The organism is Saccharopolyspora kobensis, assembly GCF_900108315.1.
In the GTDB taxonomy this organism is placed as follows: Bacteria; Actinomycetota; Actinomycetes; order Mycobacteriales; family Pseudonocardiaceae; genus Saccharopolyspora; species Saccharopolyspora kobensis.
The window spans coordinates 66,125-86,139 of the sequence record NZ_FNVB01000011.1; the positions used below are offsets into that span (position 1 = coordinate 66,125).

20 protein-coding genes are annotated in these 20,015 nt (G+C 70.6%); 6 read left to right on the forward strand and 14 right to left on the reverse strand.

The genetic code is table 11. The features are described 5' to 3' along the window. Positions 1-39: 39 nt before the first annotated feature. Complete coding sequence (locus C4T78_RS31485; protein ID WP_235863414.1) at positions 40-1,281, reverse strand: nitric oxide synthase oxygenase; 1,242 nt, start codon at positions 1,279-1,281, stop codon at positions 40-42. A gap of 265 nt (positions 1,282-1,546) precedes the next feature. On the opposite strand from C4T78_RS31485, the gene C4T78_RS31490 reads away from it, so the two are divergent. Continuing rightward, on the forward strand, positions 1,547-2,005 hold the full coding sequence (locus C4T78_RS31490) for a nuclear transport factor 2 family protein (RefSeq protein ID WP_235863413.1): 459 nt from the start codon (positions 1,547-1,549) through the stop codon (positions 2,003-2,005). A gap of 72 nt (positions 2,006-2,077) precedes the next feature. Here the strand turns inward: C4T78_RS31490 and C4T78_RS31495 are convergent, their stop codons facing one another. The 4 genes from C4T78_RS31495 to C4T78_RS31510 all read right to left on the reverse strand — a co-directional run bounded on the left by C4T78_RS31495 (position 2,078) and on the right by C4T78_RS31510 (position 4,384). Next, the gene (locus tag C4T78_RS31495) at positions 2,078-2,518 is read right to left on the reverse strand and encodes a GNAT family N-acetyltransferase (RefSeq protein WP_093350408.1); all 441 of its coding nucleotides are present in this window, start codon (positions 2,516-2,518) and stop codon (positions 2,078-2,080) included. A gap of 25 nt (positions 2,519-2,543) precedes the next feature. Continuing rightward, on the reverse strand, positions 2,544-3,047 hold the full coding sequence (locus tag C4T78_RS31500) for a DinB family protein (protein WP_093350405.1): 504 nt from the start codon (positions 3,045-3,047) through the stop codon (positions 2,544-2,546). A 17-nt stretch (positions 3,048-3,064) separates the two neighbouring features. Further along, on the reverse strand, positions 3,065-3,709 hold the full coding sequence (gene trmB / locus C4T78_RS31505) for a tRNA (guanosine(46)-N7)-methyltransferase TrmB (protein WP_218161565.1): 645 nt from the start codon (positions 3,707-3,709) through the stop codon (positions 3,065-3,067). A 120-nt stretch (positions 3,710-3,829) separates the two neighbouring features. Beyond that, positions 3,830-4,384 carry a hypothetical protein gene (locus tag C4T78_RS31510; RefSeq protein WP_093350399.1) on the reverse strand — a complete coding sequence of 185 codons (555 nt, stop codon included), beginning with the start codon at positions 4,382-4,384 and terminating at the stop codon, positions 3,830-3,832. Positions 4,385-4,603: 219 nt separating this feature from the next. Between C4T78_RS31510 and C4T78_RS31515 the strand changes: the two genes are divergently transcribed. Continuing rightward, positions 4,604-5,071, forward strand: a complete 468-nt coding sequence (locus C4T78_RS31515; protein ID WP_235863411.1) for a universal stress protein — start codon at positions 4,604-4,606, stop codon at positions 5,069-5,071. Positions 5,072-5,707: 636 nt separating this feature from the next. On the opposite strand, the gene C4T78_RS31520 is transcribed toward C4T78_RS31515, so the two are convergent. The 5 genes from C4T78_RS31520 to C4T78_RS31540 form a co-directional block, all read right to left on the reverse strand. Continuing rightward, positions 5,708-6,436: a hypothetical protein gene (locus C4T78_RS31520; RefSeq protein WP_093350396.1), complete on the reverse strand. Its 729-nt coding sequence runs from the start codon at positions 6,434-6,436 to the stop codon at positions 5,708-5,710. Continuing rightward, complete coding sequence (locus tag C4T78_RS31525; protein WP_093350393.1) at positions 6,433-7,374, reverse strand: ABC transporter ATP-binding protein; 942 nt, start codon at positions 7,372-7,374, stop codon at positions 6,433-6,435. The genes C4T78_RS31520 and C4T78_RS31525 overlap by 4 nt, the downstream gene beginning before the upstream one ends. A 165-nt stretch (positions 7,375-7,539) precedes the next feature. Then, a complete protein-coding gene (locus C4T78_RS31530; protein WP_235863409.1) occupies positions 7,540-8,340 on the reverse strand; it encodes an HAD family hydrolase in 801 nt (266 codons plus the stop codon). A gap of 51 nt (positions 8,341-8,391) precedes the next feature. Beyond that, positions 8,392-9,048 (reverse strand): response regulator, encoded by a 657-nt coding sequence (locus C4T78_RS31535; protein WP_093350388.1) that lies wholly within the window; start codon positions 9,046-9,048, stop codon positions 8,392-8,394. 76 nt (positions 9,049-9,124) lie between these two features. Beyond that, positions 9,125-10,306, reverse strand: a complete 1,182-nt coding sequence (locus C4T78_RS31540) for a sensor histidine kinase (protein WP_235863407.1) — start codon at positions 10,304-10,306, stop codon at positions 9,125-9,127. Between the two features lie 159 nt (positions 10,307-10,465). Between C4T78_RS31540 and C4T78_RS31545 the strand changes: the two genes are divergently transcribed. The 3 genes from C4T78_RS31545 (at position 10,466) to C4T78_RS31555 (ending at position 14,403) form a co-directional block, all read left to right on the forward strand. Further along, positions 10,466-12,001: a dynamin family protein gene (locus tag C4T78_RS31545; protein WP_093350382.1), complete on the forward strand. Its 1,536-nt coding sequence runs from the start codon at positions 10,466-10,468 to the stop codon at positions 11,999-12,001. 5 nt (positions 12,002-12,006) lie between these two features. After that, on the forward strand, positions 12,007-12,438 hold the full coding sequence (locus C4T78_RS31550) for a nucleotide exchange factor GrpE (protein WP_374703918.1): 432 nt from the start codon (positions 12,007-12,009) through the stop codon (positions 12,436-12,438). A gap of 117 nt (positions 12,439-12,555) precedes the next feature. Further along, positions 12,556-14,403 (forward strand): dynamin family protein, encoded by a 1,848-nt coding sequence (locus C4T78_RS31555; RefSeq protein ID WP_093350376.1) that lies wholly within the window; start codon positions 12,556-12,558, stop codon positions 14,401-14,403. A 54-nt stretch (positions 14,404-14,457) separates the two neighbouring features. On the opposite strand, the gene C4T78_RS31560 is transcribed toward C4T78_RS31555, so the two are convergent. Further along, positions 14,458-14,892 carry a DoxX family protein gene (locus C4T78_RS31560; protein ID WP_093350374.1) on the reverse strand — a complete coding sequence of 145 codons (435 nt, stop codon included), beginning with the start codon at positions 14,890-14,892 and terminating at the stop codon, positions 14,458-14,460. A 189-nt stretch (positions 14,893-15,081) separates the two neighbouring features. Here C4T78_RS31560 and C4T78_RS31565 point away from each other — a divergent pair, with 189 nt between their 5' ends. Then, on the forward strand, positions 15,082-15,537 hold the full coding sequence (locus C4T78_RS31565; protein ID WP_093350371.1) for an NUDIX domain-containing protein: 456 nt from the start codon (positions 15,082-15,084) through the stop codon (positions 15,535-15,537). A 4-nt stretch (positions 15,538-15,541) separates the two neighbouring features. Here the strand turns inward: C4T78_RS31565 and C4T78_RS31570 are convergent, their stop codons facing one another. The 3 genes from C4T78_RS31570 to C4T78_RS31580 form a co-directional block, all read right to left on the reverse strand. Beyond that, positions 15,542-16,231, reverse strand: coding sequence for a hypothetical protein (locus C4T78_RS31570; RefSeq protein WP_093350369.1), 690 nt, complete (start codon positions 16,229-16,231; stop codon positions 15,542-15,544). 261 nt (positions 16,232-16,492) lie between these two features. Then, positions 16,493-18,484 carry a PhoX family protein gene (locus C4T78_RS31575; protein WP_093350366.1) on the reverse strand — a complete coding sequence of 664 codons (1,992 nt, stop codon included), beginning with the start codon at positions 18,482-18,484 and terminating at the stop codon, positions 16,493-16,495. A gap of 185 nt (positions 18,485-18,669) precedes the next feature. After that, complete coding sequence (locus C4T78_RS31580) at positions 18,670-19,893, reverse strand: MFS transporter (RefSeq protein WP_093350363.1); 1,224 nt, start codon at positions 19,891-19,893, stop codon at positions 18,670-18,672. Positions 19,894-20,015: the final 122 nt, after the last annotated feature.

Here is a 20,015-nt window from a genome sequence, read left to right on the forward strand (position 1 = left end):
TGGAGCGCTTCGCGGCGCGCCGGGACGCGGGCGACGCGGTCACTCGGCGGGCGGATCGGTCCCGAGGCAGCGCCGGTTCAGCCTCGACAGCTCGTCGTAGCGCGGTTGCCTCGGTGCGGGGGACTGGAAGTCACGCGGTGCTCCCTGCCGGGCACGGCGGTTCGCTTCCCTGGTGACGCTGAACATCGGCCGGGAGGTGCCGGGGCGCTGCCCGGAGCGCAGCCAGGCCAGTCGGTGCAGGGCTTCGCTGTGGTGATCGGTGATCGTGACCCGCGCGGAGTCGAAGGAGTACAGCACGGCCCGGTTGATCTCCACGATCGCCCGGTCCCGCCACAGGGTCCGCTCGGTGGAGGTGTCCATGCCCAGTCGTTCGGCGACGTGCCTGGTGATGCCGTAGGCGTTCTCGTCGGCCAGTCCGCGGGTGCCGATCTCGGTTCCGACGAACCAGGTGTTGAACGGCGCGGCCGGGTAGCGGATTCCACCGATGTCCAACTGCATGTTGCTGATCAGCGGCACGGTGTGCCAACGCAGTCCGAGCTCGGCGAACCACGGGTGTTCCGGGTGTTCCAGCGGAACCTCCTGCACCACGTCGCGGGGCAGGGGAACCAGCTTGATGCCCTCGTGGGCGGTTTCCACCACGAGCGGCAGGTGGTCGAAGCGGCCGCGCTGAACCGGCGGTTTCCAGCCCATCCGCTGGACTTCCGCGGTGAAGCCGCTGTAGCGCGCGTCGCCGAGCACTCCGCCGCCGGACATCGCGTAACCGGCGTAGCGCACCACCTGCTCGTTCCAGATGCGCGGGCCGGGGTTGCCGGGGGAGTCCGGGGCGAAGACGGTGACCAACGGCTGGATCCGGCCGGCGTTGGTGGCCAGCCGGAGGTGTTCGAAGCATTCGCTGGCGATGGCCGAGCCGTGGCGAAGCCCGCGCAGGTCGCGGACTTTCAGCCGGCGCCACGGAACTCCGCTGGTGCACCAACCGCTGTCGCGGAGCGCGACTCGCGCGCCGTAGGCGAGTTCGGGGCCGGTGTGCCGGTAGGTGCCGGTCGCGGCGATCGAGCGGCGCACCTCGGTCAGCCGTTCGGCCAGCGATCCGGCCTTCGGGTGTGCGTCGTGGAAGGCGCGCAGGAACTCCTCGGCGGCTGAGACGTCCGTGGTCGAATCCGTCCGCACGAGCGCGCTCGAAGAAGGGCTGTCGCCGGACTCGCCGACCTCGCACACAACGTCCAGAGCTTGCTCGGGCGGCCGTTGCTGGATCGGGATCACTTCATCACGGGTAACCGTCACGGGCCGGAAACGTAGTCGCGATCGGCGCTTACTCGTCACTCCAGCGGCACTCTTCTTTCCGGTGAAATTACTGGCCACGATCGTAGCCATGACAACCGGACGTGAACGGCTTCGGCCAGCATGCAGCTGAACTTGATCGCTCAATCAAGCGAATTGTTATCTGTTGATCTTCGTCCTCGGACGGCTCGCCGCACCGCCACCAGGAGCGATCGCGAGGTCCGGAAGACGCCAGCCACCGGCGTCCGCAGCGGCGATGCTGAGTGCTGTGACCGATCAGAGCAACACCAAGACGATCTTGAAGCGGATGTACGCGGCAGAGGCCGAGTACCTGCTGGCGGGCGGGCCCGGCAGCGCCGACTTCGAACCCCTCGCCGGACACTTCTCGCCAGAGGTCGTGCTGCACCAGGCTGAAGCGCTGCCCTACGGCGGGACCTGGCGCGGCCACGCGGACTTGGAGCGGTTCTTCGCCGCGATGAGCCGGACCTGGGCGGTGTTCGAGTTCGTCGAGCAGGAGTTCGTCGCCACCGACGAGGACACCGGGACCGCGGTGGTGCTCACCCAGGTGCGAGCCCGTTCCCGCGCCACCGGCCGCGAGCTGGAATTCCCGATCCTGCAAACGATCACCGTCCGGGACGACCGGATCGCCGAAGTCCGCCCGTTCTACTGGGACACCGCGGCGATAGCCGCAGCCTGCACGCCCGAGCAGGCAACGCCGCAGCGCTGAACCGAACTCGCGGCGGCCGAACGAACCTCCCCGGGCAGTGACCGGCTGCCCGGGGCAGCCACGACCGGGCCCTCAGACGGGCTGGCGCGCCATGAAGACGTCCACCGGATCCTCGGACTCGATGAAGAACCCGTGCCGTTCGTACAGCCGCAGCGCCGGGCTGCCCTGCAACACGTTCAGCCGCACCAGCAGCCCATCGCGGTCGCACTGCTCGAGCAGCAAGCGCAGCACGCCCGAACCGATGCCACTGCCCTGCAGGCGCGGGTCGAGGTAGAAGTGCTCCAGCCAGTGGGCGTCCTCGGCCGGTCGCAGAGCCACGCAGCCGGCGAACGCGCTGTCCACTTCGATCACCTGGGTGCAAGAGGGATCGAACCCGTCGCGCAGCCGCTGCCGGACGCGCTGCTCGTCGTACCGGCCGAGCCGCTCCAGATCCGCCCGCAGCACCACGGCACGCAGTTCGGCCACCGCCTCGACGTCGGCCTCCGAAGCCGCTCGGACATCCCAGCTCACCACGGGCGTCACGCTACTTCGGGCTGTCCTAGCGCCCGACGGAGCCGTCGATGTGCTCGCGGAGGATGTCCGCGTGGCCTGCGTGCCGCGCGGTTTCCTCGATCATGTGCAGCAGGATCCAGCGCATCGATGGCGGAGCCGCCTCGAGCACCGAGCGCGCGCCAGGCGTGCCCAGGTCGCCGCACGCCAGAGCGATCTCGTTGCTCCGCCGGATCGCTTGCCGGTAGGCGCTGATCAGCTCGTCAGCGGTTTCCCCGGCGGTGGGCCGCGCCTGGTCGTCCAGAACCGGCACGTCGAGACCGGCGTAGGAGAACTCGAACCAGTTCGCCTCGACCGCGGTCAGGTGCTTGATCAGGCCGAGCACGCTGGTGCCGGAGGCGACTCCGGGAGTGCGGGCCTGCTGGTCGGAGAGACCGGCTGCTTTGGCGATGACGGCTTCCCGGAGGTAGTCCAGGAAGGCCAGCAGCATCGTCCGCTCGTCGGTGTTGACGTCCGGCGGCCCGAGATCACTGCGCGGTGCGAGGTCGGTCATGCCGCGACGGTACGCGTTCAGACGCGCTCGAAGATCAGGTCGCGGATCTCCCGGCCTTCCTCGTGCGCCCGGTTCTCGAACTTCGTGACCGGCCGCCACTCCGGCCGCGGCGCCCAGCCGCCGGGCTCGTCGGCGTAGCGGTTGCGCAGCTGCGACTCGCCCTGGCAGACCTCCAGCATCTGCTCGGCGTAGTTCTCCCAGTCGGTGGCCAGGTGCAGCACCCCGCCCGGCTTGAGCCGGGAGGCGATCAGCGCCACCGACTCGGACTGGACCAGCCGCCGCTTGTGGTGGCGCTTCTTCGGCCACGGGTCGGGGAAGTAGATGCGGACCTCGTCCAGCGACTCCGGCTCGAGGTGCTCGCGGAGCAGCACGAGCGCGTCGCCGCGCAGCAGCCGGAGGTTGGTGACCTCCAGCTTCTCCGCGCGCAACATGAGCTGCGCCAGGCCGGGCTTGTAGACCTCGACCGCCAGGTAGTTGGCCTCGGGCTGGGCGGCCACCAGCTGCGCGGTCGTCTCCCCCATGCCGGAACCGATCTCCAGCACGACCGGCGCCGAGCGGCCGAACCAGGACGCCACGTCCAGCGGGCCTGCCGGCAGCGCGGTCACCTCGGAGCCCAGTTCGGCCCAGTGGCGGTCCCAGGCCCGCTGCTGGCCCACCGTCATCCGCTCGCCCCGCTGGACGTAGCTCACGACAGTACGACGGAAAGGAACCTGCTGGTCAGAGGCGTTCACGGGGAGCCAGTATGGCAAACCGGCCGCTCGCGCCGAGCAGCGCGGTGCCGGTCACCACGATTCGATCTGCGGCAGCATCGCGACCAGCCCGGCGACGCCCTTGACCGGGATCGGGACCGGCTCGGGGTCGTGGTGCGCGGGCACCACGTTCAGCCAGCCGTTGTGCTCGTCGGTGAGCGCCACAGTGGTCGGCATCTGCATCGGTGCCCGGTCCGACGGCGCGTACTCCCAGTACCCGGCCTCGCCCGTTCCGGCCCAGGGCACGAACACCCAACCCGGTCGGGCGCGCAGGACCGCGTGCACCTCGTCCTCGACCTCGAACGCCGCCTCGCGGGACGGCAGCTCACCGCGGTCCAGCGCCCGCAGCCACCACGGCGCGGGCAGCCGGTGCTTGGCGCCGTGCAGCTTGCGGAACAGTTCGAGCACCTGCGGTTCCGGCGCGGTGTGGATCCAGCTGCGGCGCAGCGAAGCGGGCTTGGCCGCTTCCAGCGCTGGTGGATGCGCTTCCGTCGCCAGGGACCACTCCAACCGGGGAACCGGTTGCAGTTGGACCTCGTCGGCCGACCGGCCCGGTCCGATGACCGAGCCCTCCTGCGGTTGCACCATTGGCCCACCCCTCTGCTGTTGAGAAAGTTGCGAGCCGCCAACTCGCCCTCGACCAGCTCATGCCCCCAAGCGACGCTGGTTCGGGACATCCCTACTCAATGCCTTACCACAACGGATGCGATCAATGACACCATGTAGTCAATTGTGTCTGAATTCACACATTGCCGACCGACGCGGATCGCCCCGGCGACCCGCCCCGAGACCGCCTGGAGTGGACAGATGGCCGACCAGATGATCCAACGGGTCGAAATCGACGGCGGTGTCGCCGTGGGCTTCGACAGCTCCGCGTCGTCGGCGCGTGCGCTCGTCGCAGCAGCCGAGGAGGCGAGGCGGCGCAACACCGTGCTGCACGTCGTGCGCGCGTGGAGCCTGCGCACCGCTCCGAGGCCCGCGGACTGCCCGCCGAACGTGATGCCGAGCATGGACGCGTTCCAGCAGGCGGTTCAGGAGGACACCGAGCGGATCGTGAGCGCCAAGCTCGGCGACCGCGGTGACCTCCAGGTTCAGTTCCACATCGTCCACTCGCCGTCGCCGCAAGCGCTGCTGTCCGCGTCGAAGGGCGCGGACCTGCTGGTCGTGGGGCACCGCGGGCGCGGCGGGTTCGCCGGGCTGATGCTCGGTTCGGTCGCGGAGCAGTGCGTCCGCCACGCGGCGTGCCCGGTGCTCGTGGTCCGCCCGAACGTCTGAGGGGCTCTTGGTTGAGAACGCGTGGGCGCTCGCGAAGGCGCGGAAGACTGCTGGGCTCTGGTCGAGGAGGTCGTCCGGCGGTGTCCGAGGCATGATCCGCAGCCCTTCACCCGGTCTCGGTTCCGTGCTGCGCGGCGCAGTGCCTCTGCGTTCGCGGTGATGCGGCGAGGTGGCAGGCGCCACTTCGCCGCGGGGCCGAGTTCGTCGTCGTGCGGAGGAGGGGCCGGGCGGCTAGCTTGTCCAGGATCCGGCTGTGCTTCACGGGTGCGTGCTCCCGGTCGGGGCGCGGCTGCCGATCGCGGAAAGCACAGGGCCCGGGCCATCCCCCGAATGACAGCCCGGGCCCTCCCCCGTCCCGACCGCCGGCGCCCCCGAGCGCTGCTGCAGTCGGTCGATTAACTTGTGCCAGTCGGCCGCGCCATCGCCAGTCCCGCACTATGTCCACTGAGGACACTTCGCGCCGCGTTGATCAGTTGCGTCGAGCAGGTGACGGCTGCGGCTCGATCTTGCCGTCGATCCTATCGGTTGACGTGATCAGACTCTCGGCCGGGCCGGGTAACGTTTTGCTATCCGCCGCCCAACTGGGCATTTCCAGAGTTGATCATGGTGGGTTCCAGCGCGGACGATCCGCGCTGGTCAGGCGTCCCGGCGCTGCACGACGACCAGGGCGATCACCCAGATCGCGAGCACGACGGCCGCGAAGTAGCCCAGCGAACCCCACGGTCCGAGCGGCATGCTCGCGGCGCCGTCGGCAGGCGTTCCGGACAGGAAGTTGCTGGCGTGGTTGAACGGCATCCACTTCTGCACGGTCTCGCCGATCCCCGGGATCAGGCCGACCAGGCCCTCCACCAGCAGCGACCAGATCAGCAGCAGCGTCACCGCACCCGCGGTCTGCCGCAGCAGCGCGCCGACCGCGACCGCCAGCACCGCGCCGAGGGCGAACACCAGGCCGACCCCGGCGACGATCCGCCAATCGTCCGCAGTGGTCAGCGCCAAGTCCGAGGCGGGCGCGAGCACCTTCGCCACGGCCCACGAACCGAAGGCGGAGAGCTCACCGATCACCAGCGCCACCAGCGCGACGAGCACGGTCTTGGCGGCCAGCGCGGCAGTGCGGTTGGGCACCGCGAGGAAGGTCGCGCGGATCGTTCCGAAGCGGTACTCGGTGGTGATCGACAGCGCGGCCAGCACCAGCACCACCATCAGGCCGAACTGGTAACCGGCCTGCGTCATCCCCAGCGAGATGGCGTCCAGCTGGCTGGCGAACAGGCCCGCGAACCCGATGGTCAGCGCCAGGGCGAGCGCGGCGCACCACCACGCCGAGCGGGTGGAGAAGAGCTTGATCCGTTCCACGGCGAGCAGGGTCATCGGGCCACCCCCGGAGCGATCGGCGCGGCCGCGCCGAGATTCGTCTGGTATTCCACGGAATCACTGGTCAGCTGCATGAAGGCGTCCTCCAGCGAACCGCGCTGCGCGGTCAGCTCGTGCAGCACGATCTGGTGCTGCGCGGCGAGTTCGCCGACCTGATCGGTCTCCGCGCCGTCGATCACGAGCGTGTCGTTGGCGGTGGCGCGCACGCTCAGGCCCTGCGCGGCGATCAGCTGCTGCAGGTCGGATGCGCGCGGTGAACGCACGAGCACCGCCTGCGAACCGGCGTTGTCCACGAACTGCTGGGTGCTGCACTGCGCGATCAGCTCGCCGCGGCCGATCACCACGAGTTCCTCGGCCGTCAGCGCCATCTCCGACAGCAGGTGGCTGGAGACGAAGACGGTGCGGCCCTCCGCGGCCAGGCCCTGCATGAACCGGCGGATCCAGTGGATGCCCTCCGGGTCCAGGCCGTTCACCGGCTCGTCGAACAGCAGGATCTTGGGGTCGCCGAGCAGCGCGCCGGCGATGCCGAGCCGCTGCGACATGCCGAGCGAGAAGCCGCCGGCGCGGCGGTTCGCGGCACCTTCCAGGCCGACCATGCCGAGGACCTCGTCGACGCGGCGCAGCGGGATGCCGTTGGACTTGGCGAGCCACCGCAGGTGGCTGCGCGCCGAGCGGTTCGGGTGCACCCACTTCGCGTCGAGCAGTGCGCCGACGGTGGTCAGCGGGTTCTTCAGGTCCTGGTAGCGCTTCCCGTCGATGCGCACCTCGCCCGCGGTCGGGCGGTCCAGGCCGAGGATCATCCGCATGGTGGTGGACTTCCCGGCGCCGTTCGGACCCAGGAAGCCCGTGACCTGGCCGGGCTTCACCGTGAACGACAGGTCGTTCACCGCGACTTTCGGGCCGTAGCGCTTGGTGAGGCCGATCGCCTCGATCATGATCACTCCTGTTGCCGAGGACAACGCTGGGCGGCCCCTTCCGGGCCACGACAGCAACGATGCCCGCTCAACGGGTGCGCGGGCATCGTTCCGGTGTATCGACCTCGGGTCAGACCCTGGTCGTAGAAGAGCCTGACCAGAGGATGACTCCGCTGGTCGGCGGGCTCAGCCGAACCAGCGGTCGAGGATCGCGGCCAGGCCGTCCTCGGCGACCGGGGCGGCGACCTCGTCGGCGGCCGCGTGGACGGCCGCCGGGCCCTGGCCCATCGCCACGCCGTGCGCCGCCCAGCGCAGCATCTCGATGTCGTTGTCGCCGTCACCGGCAGCGAACGTGTCCGAGGCGAGCACGCCCAGCTCGGCGCGCAGCTTCTCCAGGGCCGAGCCCTTCGACACGCCTTCGGGCGTCACGGTCACCCAGGGCTCGTAGTGGTCCAGCGTGTAGGTGCACGACGGCAGTTCGACGCCGGCGAGCCGCTCGACGACCTCGGCGGGCCGCCGGCCGGGCCAGCTGGCGATCAGCCGCGGCGCCGGAACGGCGGCCAGTTCGTCCACTGTGGTCGGATGCTGCAGGCCTTCCAGCTGGTGCGCCGGGAACTCGGCGGTCACCCGGTTGCCGATGCCGAGGTCCTCGGCGGCGAAGATCACGCCCGGCAGCCGGGCCGACAGCTCCGACAGCACCGGTGCGAGGTCGAACGTCTCCACCGACGCCGCCTCGCGGGTGGCCACGTCGAGCAGCACTGCCCCGTTCGAGCACAGGGCGAAACCGCTGGTCAGCTGGAGTTCATCGAGTACGGGGCCGGCACCGAGCACGGTCCGGCCGGTCGAGACGACGACCTGGCCGCCACCGGCGATGGCGCGGTGCACGGCGGCCTTCACGGCCGCCGAGATCAGCCCGGTGTCCGGGTTCAGGAGGGTTCCGTCGACGTCGAGGGCGATGAGTCGGGGTTTCCACGCGGCGTCGGTCACCAGGGCAGGCTATCCGCCGGTTCGCGCGTTGTGGCTGGTTGGAGGTGAAGTTCACGCCTCGCCGGGTTTGACCAGACCGGTCTCGTAGGCGAGCACCACCGCCTGCACCCGGTCCCGCAGGTCCAGTTTGGACAGGATCCGGCCGAGGTGGGTCTTCACGGTGGCCTCGGACAGGAACAGCTTGCCCGCGATCTCGGTGTTCGACAGGCCCTTCGCCACCAGCACCAGCACCTCGCGCTCCCGCTCGGTCAGCGCGTCGAGCACCGCGGCGTCGCGCAGCTCACCGCCGCCCTCGCCCAGGAAGCGGTCGAGCAACCGCTTGGTGACGCTCGGTGAGACGACCGCATCGCCGCTGGCCACCGACCGCACCGCGCTGACCAGGTTCTCCGGCGGGGTGTCCTTGAGCAGGAATCCGCTGGCCCCGCTGCGCAGCGCCGACAGCGCGTACTCGTCCAGGTCGAAGGTGGTCATCACCAGGACCTTCGCCGCGTCGGCCGCGACGATCCGGCGGGTCGCCTCGACGCCGTCGAGCACCGGCATCCGCACGTCCATGAGCACCACGTCCGGGCGCAGCTCGCCGGCGAGCTCGACCGCGTCCTCGCCGTTGCCCGCCTCGCCGACGACCTCCAGGTCCTCCTGCGCGTCGAGCACCATCCGGAACCCCATGCGCATGAGCTCCTGGTCGTCCACCAGCAAAACCCGAATCATGTCCCCGACCGTAGCGCTGCCGGTCCTGCCCGGCGGCCCGGGTAGCGGCTGCGCTTCGCCGGTGTCACGACGCCGCTCACGGGGGTTCGAGGGGCAGCACGGCGTGGACCTGCCAGCCGCCGCCGGGGCGGGGACCGGCCTCCAGGGTCCCGCCGTAGACCACCGCTCGTTCCCGCATGCCGATCAGGCCGTTGCCGCCCGACGCCAGATCGCTGGGCAGCGATGCGGTTCCGGCGTCGACCACCTCGATGTCGATGCACCGGCCGTCGTTGACCGCGCGGACGTCGGCCTTCGCGCCGGCCCCGCCGTGCTTGACCACGTTGGTCAGCGACTCCTGCACGATGCGGTAGACGCTGAGCCCGATCCCGGCGGGCAGGCCGGTGAAGTCGCCGGTCAGCTCCAGCGAGGTGGTCACGCCGAGCGCGCGCACCCGGTCGACCAGGTCGTGCAGGTTGGCCGCGGTCGGCTGCGGGATGCGGTCCGGTTCGTCCTCGCCGGGGTTGCGCAGGACGCCGAGCAGCCCGCGCAGCTCGCTGAGCGCCTCCCGCCCGGTGGCGCTGATCGTCTGCAGCGCCTGCTCGGCGAGCTCCGGCTTCTTGCTCATCGCGTAACCGGCGCCGTCGGCCTGCGTCACCATCACGCTGATCGAGTGCGCCAGGACGTCGTGGATCTCCCTGGCGATGCGGTTGCGCTCCTCGGCGACGGCGATGCGGGCCTGCTGGTCGCGCTCGAACTCCAGGTTGCGCAGCCGCCGCTCCACCTCGGCGAGGTAGGCGCGGCGCGCTCCGATGAACGCGCCCAGCGCCCAGCAGAAGCCGACCAGCATCACGAAGAACATGATCTGGACGATCAGCAGCTGCACCAGGTCGTCCGTCGGCTCCAGGCCGATGAACAGCTCGACCAGGAACAGCACGCCGACCAGCAGCGTGTACAGGGCACCGATGCGCCGGGTGGTGTAGGCGACCAGCGTGTAGATCATCACGCACTGGACCAGGGCGCCGACGACGGCGTCCTCCTGCACGGCGACCAAGACCGCCGACGCGAGCAGCACCGCGTAGGCCGACCGGATCGGCCAGACGCGCCGGAACGCGATCGGGACGGTCACCATCAGGTGGACCGGGAGCAGCAGCCAGAACATCAGGCGGTTCTGCTCGCTCTGGGCACCTGTCTCGGCGACCTGCAGCAGCAGCATGAAGGCGGCGATCGCGCCGTCGCCCACCACTGGATGCACCTGCAACCACAGGCTCAGTTTCCGCACGCGCCCGAGCCTAGAGCGGTCCGACCTGCGGTGACGTCATGCCAGCGGCTCGATTCGGGTCAACCTGTGGTCGTACGTGCGCCCCCGCGGGCGGGCCGCTGCGTGGCAGGATGTAGCGGCGCAGAGCGCGCAGTTGGCATCGGCATCGAGAGGTCCGCGTTGAGCACGGCATCCGAGCAGCACTGGCCAGGCCCGCTGTCCGCTGCGGTCGCCCGGTTGTGCACCGGGCTGCAGCCGCAGGTGTCCGAGCAGACCGCGGCCGGTTTCGCGGAAGTGCTGCGCCGGTTGTCCGCGCCGCTGCAGGTGGCCGTCGCGGGGCGGATCAAGTCCGGCAAGTCGACGCTGGTGAACGCGCTGATCGGCCGCCGGGTGGCACCCACCGACGTGGGCGAGTGCACCCGGCTGGTGACCCGCTTTCAGTACGGCACGGTGGACCGCGTCGAGGTGATCTTCCGCGACGGCAGCAAGCAGGCGGTGCCCTTCGACGCCGACGGCGGCATCCCCGCCGACCTGGGCGTGGACATCGACGAGGTCTCGCACCTGGAGGCCTACCTGACCAACGCGGTCCTGCGCGATCTGACGGTGATCGACACCCCCGGGCTCGGTTCGCTGGACGCCGCATCGGTGGCGCGCACCGAGGAGCTGCTCGGTGCGGGCAAGGACGCCGACGGCGAGCTGGACCCGGTGTCGCGCAACGCCGTCGCCGGGGCCGAAGCCGTGCTGTACGTGGTCACGCAGGGCGTTCGCGCCGATGACGAGCACGCGCTGGCGTCGTTCACCGCCGCCACGGCCAGCCGCGAAGCCGGGCCGGTCAACGCGATCGCGGTGCTGAACAAGGCCGACACCATCGAGGCGAGCACGGTGGACGGTGCGGGCGAGGACGTGTGGAAGGCCGCCTCGCTGCTCGCCGAGAAGCAGGCCGAGCTGCTCAAGCCCAAGGTCGCCGACGTGCTGCCGGTGATCGGCCTGCTCGCCGAGACCGCGGAATCGGGCGCGTTCACCGCCAACGACGCCGAAGCCCTGCGCGAACTGGCCAAGCTCGACGAGGCGACCCGCGAGACGCTGCTGATGTCGGCGGACCTGTTCACCAGCTGGGAGTGCGACGTCCCGGCGGGCACCCGCACCCGCCTGCTGGAGCGGATGGACCTCTACGGGATCCGCAGCGCGCTGGAGGCCATCGACGCGGACCCGGAGATCACCGCGGGCGCGCTGCGCCGCCGCCTGCTGGACTCCTCCGGGCTGGCTTCGGTGCTGCAGCGGCTGGACACCGTGTTCCGCGCGCGGGCGGACGGGATCAAGGCCGCGGCCGGGCTGGCCTCGGTGACGGCGCTCGCGCACTCCTCGGGAGACCCGGGCGAGCGGCAGCGGGTGCACGACGCGATCGAGGTGCTGCTGGCCAAGCCGGAGGCCCACCAGCTGCGCGTGCTGGAGGCGTTGACGCTGGTCGCGGCGGGTGCGGTGACGATGCCCGCGGACCTGGCCGAGGAGGTGATGCGGGTCGGCAGCAGCACCGACGCGGGTGAGCAGCTCGGCCTGCCCGGGCGGCACCGCAAGGAGCTGACCGACTACGCCCTGGAGCGGGCGAACTGGTGGCGCTCGTTCTCGTCGTTCGGCGCCACTCCGGCGCAGAGCCGCATCGCGCACGTGGTGCACCGGGCCTACTTCCTGCTCTGGCAGCAGCTGCGCTCGGGGTGATCGGGATGTGGGGCTGGCGGCGCAAGAATTCACCTGAAAGTGGAACCGGTCAGGCTGCCGACACGTCTGAGACCGAAGAGGGCACTTCGGACGTGGAGTTGGGAACAGACATGACCGCCGTGACCGCGGATCCGCTCGGCCAGGCGCTCGCCGAGCGCGCGACCTTGATCCAGCTCTGCATGTACGCCCTGGACCGGGCACGCAGCACGGGAGTCGTGGAGCGGCTGGCCGAAGGTCTCAGCGGAATCGGCGTGGCCCCGCTGCGCCCGGACGGCACCCGCTTCGACCCGGCCCTGCACGAGGCAGGCGGCACGCTGCCCACCGACGATCCGGCCCTGGACGGCGTGATCGCGGAGACCGAGGTGCTCGGCTTCGCCGACCGAGACCGGATCCTCCGCGCCCCGATCGTGACCGTCTACCAACTCCGCAAGCGGTAACCCGCTCTCCTCGCACCCGACGCCCCGGGTGGGTTTGCGGAAGTGGTTCCCGGCGGTGAAGGCGGTCGGGGAGAATCCGGTGGTTCGACCGGATCGCGGGAAAGGAGCTGGGCGCGCATGACGGCACCCGGCGTTGCGGTGGCTGCGGCTCTTCCGCAGCAGGTCAAGCAGACCAGGGACAAGCTCATCGGGCTGCTGCGGGAGGTCGACCCGGAGGCCGCCGAGTGGGTCGAGCAGGTCCGGCGCGGTCGTCCCCGCACGCCCAGCGTCGTCGTGGTCGGCGAGACCAACCGCGGCAAGAGCTCGCTGGTCAACGCGCTCCTCGGACACCCCGGGCTGTCCCCGGTGGACGCCGACGTGGCCACCTCCACCTACCTGCAGTTCGAGCACGGCGAGCAGTGGGCGGCGCACGCCTGCTACCCGGGCCAGCAGGAGCCGGTGGCCTTCGACCTCGCCGAGCTGGCGAACTGGACCAGCGCGGGCCGCGACCTGCCGGAAGGCCAGTTGCCGCCGCGCTACGTGCGGGTCACCGCGCCGCTGGAGGCGCTGGCCAAGGTCGCCGTGGTGGACACGCCGGGCGTCGGCGGGCTGGACGAGATGCACGGCGAGCTGGCGATGGAAGCCGCCGCTTCGGCGACGGCACTGCTGTTCGTCGTCGACGCCTCCGCCCCGTTCACCCGCGGTGAGCTGGAATTCCTGCAGAAGGCCGGGGAACGGGTGGAGACGGTGGTCTTCGCGCTGGCCAAGACCGATCAGTACCGCGGCTGGCGGCAGGTCCTGGAGGCGAACCGGAAGCTGCTGGTCGAGCACGCGCCGCGGTTCGCCGAAGTGCCGATCTTCCCGGTGTCGGCGCGGTTGCGGGAGATGGCCGCGAAGGCGCCGAGCGAGCAGGCGGCGGAGATGCTGCGGGAGAAGTCCGGCATCGCGGAGCTCCGCAGCGAGCTGGAACGGCTGATCGGCGGCCGCTCCGCGATGCTCGGCGAGGCCAACACGATGCGCGCGCTGTCCACTGTGCTCGGTGAGCAGGTGGTGAAGCTGGAGGGCGAGAAGCGGGCGCTGACCGTCGGCGAGGACGAGGCCGAATCGCTGCGCGCCCGCCGCGACGAGCTGTCCGCATCCCGGCGCTCGTCGACCCGGGGCTGGCAGGTCAAGCTGCGCGGCGAGGTGCAGCGCACCAGGGTGGAGACCAGCCACGAGGTGACCCGCCAGGTCCGCGAGGTGCAGAACTGGTTCCGCCGCGCCATCGACGCCGCCGACCGCCAGCAGCTGGCCGAGCTGCCCCGCCAGGTGGACGTGGCGCTGCAGATGGCCTCCACGCGCGTGGCGGCGACGCTGTCCGCGCGGCTGGCCTCGGTCGCCGAGCAGTCGTTGAAGGAGCTGTTCTCGGCAGAAGAGCTCGACGTGATCCGCTCCCAGTTCGCCCGCGGCGCGCAGGCCCCGATCGCGCTGCGCCCGCCGGACAAGCGGCCGCCGACGGCGGAGGACAAGCTCCTGGTGTTCATGGGCGTCTCCGGTGGCCTCGGGGTGGGGCGGGCGGCAGCGATGCCGCTGGCGGGCCTGGGGATCGCGGCGCTGAACCCGGTGGTGCTGCCGGTGACGATCGTGCTCGGTCTCGGCGCGGGCTGGTGGATGGCCCGGACCCGCAAGCACGCGGCGGACAAGCAGCACCTGAAGCAGTGGCTGACCGAAGCGATCGCCGACGCCCGCTCCGCGCTCGACCAGCTGGTGGCCGAGCAGCTCATCGAGGCCGAGCAGCAGCTCTCGCTGGCGCTGGACGACGCGCTGACCAAGCGGATCGAAGCGATCGAGGCGGAGCTCCGCGAGGTGGACAAGGCGCTGAAGATGGACGCCGCGGAACGCAGCCGCCAGCTCCAGACGGTCAACCGCCGCCTCGCGGAAGCCACCAGCGGCCGCGAACGAGCCGAAGCCCTCCTCGCCAACATCCGCAACCTCCGCGACACCTGAGCACGCTGAAGGGCACCGCCTGAGCTGCCGGCTCACGCGGTGCCCTTCGGCTGGTCAGCGGCGGAGGGCGAAGGCGCCGGGGCCGAAGGCGGCGAGGAGCAGGAAGATCCAGGAGTACATGGCCGCCGGCTCGCCGCCGTTGTGCATCGGCATCAGGGCCATCGGGGCGTGGTAGACGAAGTAGGCGTAGGCCATCACGCCGGAGAGCAGGAAAGCCGCGGTGCGGGTGCCGAAACCGGCCAGCACGCAGGCGGAGCCGACGACCTCGATCAGGCTGGCCCACCAGCCCGGCCACTCGCCGAAGGCCATCGCCAGGCCCGCGCCGTCGATGCCGCCGAAGAAGCCGAATCCCTGCAGGCCGTGGCAGAGGAACAGGAATCCCATCACGATGCGGAAGAGCCCGAGCACGATCGGGCGGGTGCGGTCGGCGTTGGCGGCGACGGTGGCGGTCTTGGGGGCGGTGGTCTTGGGGGCGGTCTGGATGCTCATGGCTGGTGTCCTCTCCGGGGCTCTTGAGGCGCTTTCACCCATGCGTCGAAGAAGACCGGCCCGGATCGACACGAACCGCGGAACTTTTTCGAAAAAATCTTCGCGGCGCTGTTCTCCGAGGTAGCGGCGCTGGAAGTCGACACCGATGGGCGCTTGGGAACCGCCCGGAGCCCCGCCAGGATCGGAGACGTGCTGATTCCGCGTGCGGTTGCCGTGGTCCTCGACGGGCGGCGTGCTCTGGTCATCAAGCGCTACGTGCGGCGCGAGTCGGCCGCGGCGTGCGCGATGTGCGGGAACGCTCGGACACCGAGCTGTCCCGGGCACCGCTACGCGGTCTTGCCCGGCGGGCACGTCGAGGACGGGGAGACGGCGGAAGCGGCGGCGGTGCGCGAGCTGGCCGAGGAGACGACGCTGCGGGCGCGGATCGACCGGTTGCTGTGGACCGGGAACCACAACGGGCGCCCGGCCTCGTACTTCCTCATGGCGGACGTCAGCGGAACGGCGGTCCTGTCCGGCTCGGAGGCTCAAGCGCACAGCGCGGACAACAGCTTCGAACTGGCGTGGGCGACCGCTGAGGAGCTCGACGGACTGAACCTGCACCCCGCCGATGTCAGGGGCCCGCTCGCCCGGCTGCTGGGCCGGTGACCGCTCAGCGGGCGCGCCACCAGGGCTCGGCTTCGGTGGTCGGGAACATCCCGTCGCCGAGGACCACCCGGAACGGGTTCGGGCCGATCACCGCCCAGGCGTGCTTCGCCTGCTCCGCCGGGAATTCCGGGGCTGTGACCAGCTGGAACAGGTCGTCGAAAGCGTCCGAGAACAGTTCGCTCAGGGCCTCGCCGAGCCGGTCGTACGCGCCGTCGCGCAGGTGCGCGGACAGTGCTCCCAGGTCCACCGCATCGAGCATCCGCGCTGCCGCCGGGTCGTCCTCGCGCAGGTGGTCGGCCGCCTCCAGGCAGAGTTCGCGCAGGCCGCCCGGGACCTCGACGACGGAGGGCAGCGTGCTGAACGCCGCCATCAGGTCGCCCGGGTCCTGGCGGGGGAAGCCCTGGGCCTTGCCGAGGCAGTACGGGACGAACTGCGGGAACTCCATGGCGCTCGCTGCTTGCACCACGCGCGTCCAGAACTCGGTCGGCAGCTCGTCGTCCCGGCCGACCTCGTCGGCCCAGTGCCCGATGTAGTGCAGCGCGTCCATCCAGAAGTGGTAGTAGCCGTCGGCGATGCAGTCGGCCAGTTCGGCGGCCTGCCCGCTGTCGTGGCGCACCTCGTCCGGAACGAGTTCGGTGGCCGTGGTCAGGTGCTCCACCAGCCCGCCGTCCGGGAAGGTCAGGCCAGCGGTCAACCAATCGGGGAACATTCCTCGCCTCACTCTCGGGCCGACCGGGAAGGTCGGCGCGTCGAGCGGTGGGACGCGCGGCCGCGGCACCGAGTTCCGACCCGGCCGCTGATATCGAGAACAGTTCGCACGGGCGGTCAATCGCACGTCCGGCCCCGAGGGAGTCCTATGTGGATGATCACCGCGTGCCCGGTGCGCCACCAGGTGAGCGGTGAAGGGCACCTTCGAGCCACCAGTCGGCTCCAAGATGCCCTTCACCTCGCTGGGTCAGCGCCAGACGGCTACCACGGAGGGGCGGGGCTGGGAGTTCCCGCCGTCGGGCCAGTGGGAAACGGGGTTGTCCGCGTTCGCGCCGTCCACTTCGCCGGGGTGCTGGGCGGAGACCATGATCAGGCCGTCCTCGACGATCGGGCCGCAGGCCTCCGCGCCGCGGGGCACGGACAGGAACTGCATCACGTGGCCTCGGTGCGGGCCTTCCAGCGGGACCGCGTAGAGGCCGTCGTTGGCGCCGAGGGCTTCCGAGGAGTCCGTGCTGATCCAGAGGTTGCCGTGGCCGTCGAAGGTCACGTTGTCCGGGCAGGAGATCGGGCTGACCTGGGACTTGTCGAAACCGCCGAAGTAGGTCGCGGGATCGTCCGGGTCACCGCAGACCAGCAGCAGGCGCCAGGAGAAGCGGTCGCCCACCGGGTCGTCGTCGAGCTCCAGGACCTGGCCGTGCTTGTTGGCGGTGCGCGGGTTCGGCTCGTCGGCGGGCGCCTTGCCGTCCGGGCCGCGGTCGGAGTTGTTGGTCAGCGCGGCGTAGACGCGGCCGGTCTTCGGGTGCGGTTCGACGTCCTCGGGGCGGTCCATCTTCGTCGCGCCGACCCGGTCGGCGGCCAGCCGGGTGAAGACGTAGACCTCCTCGGCGGTCATCCCGTCCACGAAGCTGGTGTCGTTGTGCGCCAACGGGATCCACTCGCCGGTGCCGTCGAACTCGCCGTCGGCCGGGAGCTTGCCGGTGCCGTCGATCTCACCGGGGCTGTCGCCGGTGAGCTTGGCGACGTAGAGCGTGCCGGAGTCCAGCAGCGACATGTTGTGCCTGCGCGCGTGCGCGCTGGCGCCGCGCTTCATCTTGCCGTCGGAGACGAAGCGGTAGAGGTACTCGAACTTCTCGTCGTCGCCCATGTAGGCGACGGCTCGGCCGTCGTCGGTGAGGCGGATGTTCGCGCCCTCGTGCTTGAACCGGCCGAGCGCGGTGTGCTTGACCGGCGTCGACTCCGGGTCGTACGGGTCGAGCTCGATGATCCAGCCGAACCGGTTCGGCTCGTTGACCTGCTCGGTGAGGTCCCAGCGGGAGTCGAAGCGCTCCCACTTGCGCTCGCTGGCGGCGCCCTTGATCCCGTAGCGGGCCAGGCGCTGCTGGGTGGCCGGGTCGGTGACCTGGTCGGCGTTGGCGAAGTAGAAGTGGATGTTCTCCTCGCCGGAGAGGATCGTGCCCCACGGCGTCACGCCGCCGGAGCAGTTGTTCATGGTGCCGAAGGACCGGGTGCCGGTCGGATCGGCGGGGGTCTTCAGGTGGTCGCTGCCCGCGGCCGGCCCGCGCAGCTCGAACGGCGTGTTGAGGGTGATCCGGCGGTTGAGCCGGTCCAGCACGGGTTTCGGTGCGCCGTCACCGGTTTCGAGCACCACCACGGACAACCCGTGCGCCGCCCACGCGATCCGCACCTGCTGCTCGGTGGGGTTCTCCGGGTCGTAGCCGCGGAAGAGGAACTCCTCGGTGGTGTACTCGTGGTTGTTCACCATCAGCCGCCGCTTGCCGTTGAGCGGGAGCAGGGCGCAGAAGTCGTTGTTGTAGCCGAACTGGGCTTCCTGCGCCTCCGGAGTCTGGGCGTCGAAGTCGAATTCCGGGGCGCCGGGCAGGATCGGATCGCCCCAGCGGATCACGATGTCGTGCTGGTAGCCGTCCGGGACGACCACCGCGTCCGCGCTGTTCGGCTGCACCGGGGTGAAGTCCAGGCCTGGAGGCGGGCCGGGCTCGGCAACGGCCGGGCGGGTGCCGAGCCCGGGGAGCACGGCGGCCGATGCCGCGACCACCGCACCCGCCCGCAGCAGGCCGCGCCGGTTCAGCGCGGTGGCCAGCAGGTCGCCGAAGTACGGATTGTCCGTGGTGTTCGGCGGGTGCTCGGCGCACTGGTCTCCGCAGCGGTACCGGCAGGTCAAGCGCGCCCGGCCGGTGGAGAGCAGTGGCAGGAGTCGACGTTCGTCCGGCTGTGGTGGCACCGGTACCTCCAAGCAGTTCGAGAAACGGCTTGGAGCGTATGCCAAGGTGAACGAATAGCAAGAGATCTGGGAAAAACAGGTGAATTCCCGACGGTTGGTTGCTCGGTGCGCGCTCGCCCGCCGGAATGGCGAACGGACCGCTCACCTCGTCGGGCGAGGCGAACGGTCCGTCCGGGGTGGATTTCTCAGAACTCCTCGCCGACCAGGGCGGCTTCGGCCGGGACCTGGTGGGCGTCGCCCTTGCTGCGCAGTTCCAGGGAGAGCAGGCCGGCCGCGATCACGCACAGCACAGCGCCCACGGCGAACGGCGCGTGATTCGAGCCGAAGAGGGTGGCGATGTGCCCGACCACGGTGGCCGCGACCGCACCGCCGAGCCAGCGCAGGAAGTTGTAGCCCGCGCTGGCGACCGGGCGCGGCGCGTCGCTGATGCTCATCGCGGATCCGGTGAACAGGGTGTTCAGCAGGCCGGAGGCCAGACCGCTGAGGATCACCGCGACGACGACCACCGGCTTGGACCCGACGGCCATCGCGCCGAGCAGGACGGCGAAGGACAGCACCGCGATGATGGTGCCGCCGACCTCGCCGAAGCGGGCCGCCAGCCGCGGCGCCAGGAACACCCCGGCGAAGGCGACGCACAGGCCCCACCCGAAGAACACCAGGCCGACCGCGATCGCGCCGAACTCCAGGACGAACGGCGACCAGGCCAGCACGATGAAGAACGCGGCGGTGTAGAAGGCCGATCCCAGCGCGGTCCGCAGCAGGCCGCCGTGACCGAGCGCGCGGATCGGGTCCAGCAGCCGGACCTTGGCCCGCTCGGAGCGGGGGCCGTCCTTCGGCAGGAAGCCGGCGGACAGGATCAGCGCGATCGCCATCAGCACCGCGGTCCCGGCGAACGGCCCGCGCCAGGAGATGTTGCCCAGCAGCGCGCCCAGCAGCGGCCCGGTGGACAGGCCGATGCCCAGCGCCGCCTCGTAGAGCATGATGGCGGCGCCTTGGCCGCCGCTGGCGGCGCCGACGATCACCGACAGCGCGGTGGCGATGAAGAACGCGTTGCCCAGGCCCCACACGGCGCGCAGCGCGACGAGCTCGCCGATCGAGCCGGCGAGCGCGCACAGCACCGTGGCGACCACGATCAGCACCAGCCCGGTGACCACGGTCCGCTTCGGGCCGAAGCGGGCGCTGAAGGCGCCGGTGATGAGCATCGCCACGACCTGCACGCCCAGGTAGGACGAGAACAGCAGCGTGACCTGCTCGGGGCCGGCGCGCAGCGCTTCGGCGATCGAGAGCAGGATCGGGTCGACGAGCCCGATGCCCATGAACGCGATCACGGCGGCGAAAGCGGTGATCCACACCGCTTTGGGCTGCCCCTTGAACACATCGAGAAACCGAACGTCATGCCCGGCGCTCATCGGCCGACACTCCTCGCAGCAGGAAGTAGTTTCGTTTGCAATGCTAACAATATTTGATTAGCACACCAAACGAACATGAGCGGGCTCACCTGCGCAAGGGGCCGACCAGCTGAAATGCGCCT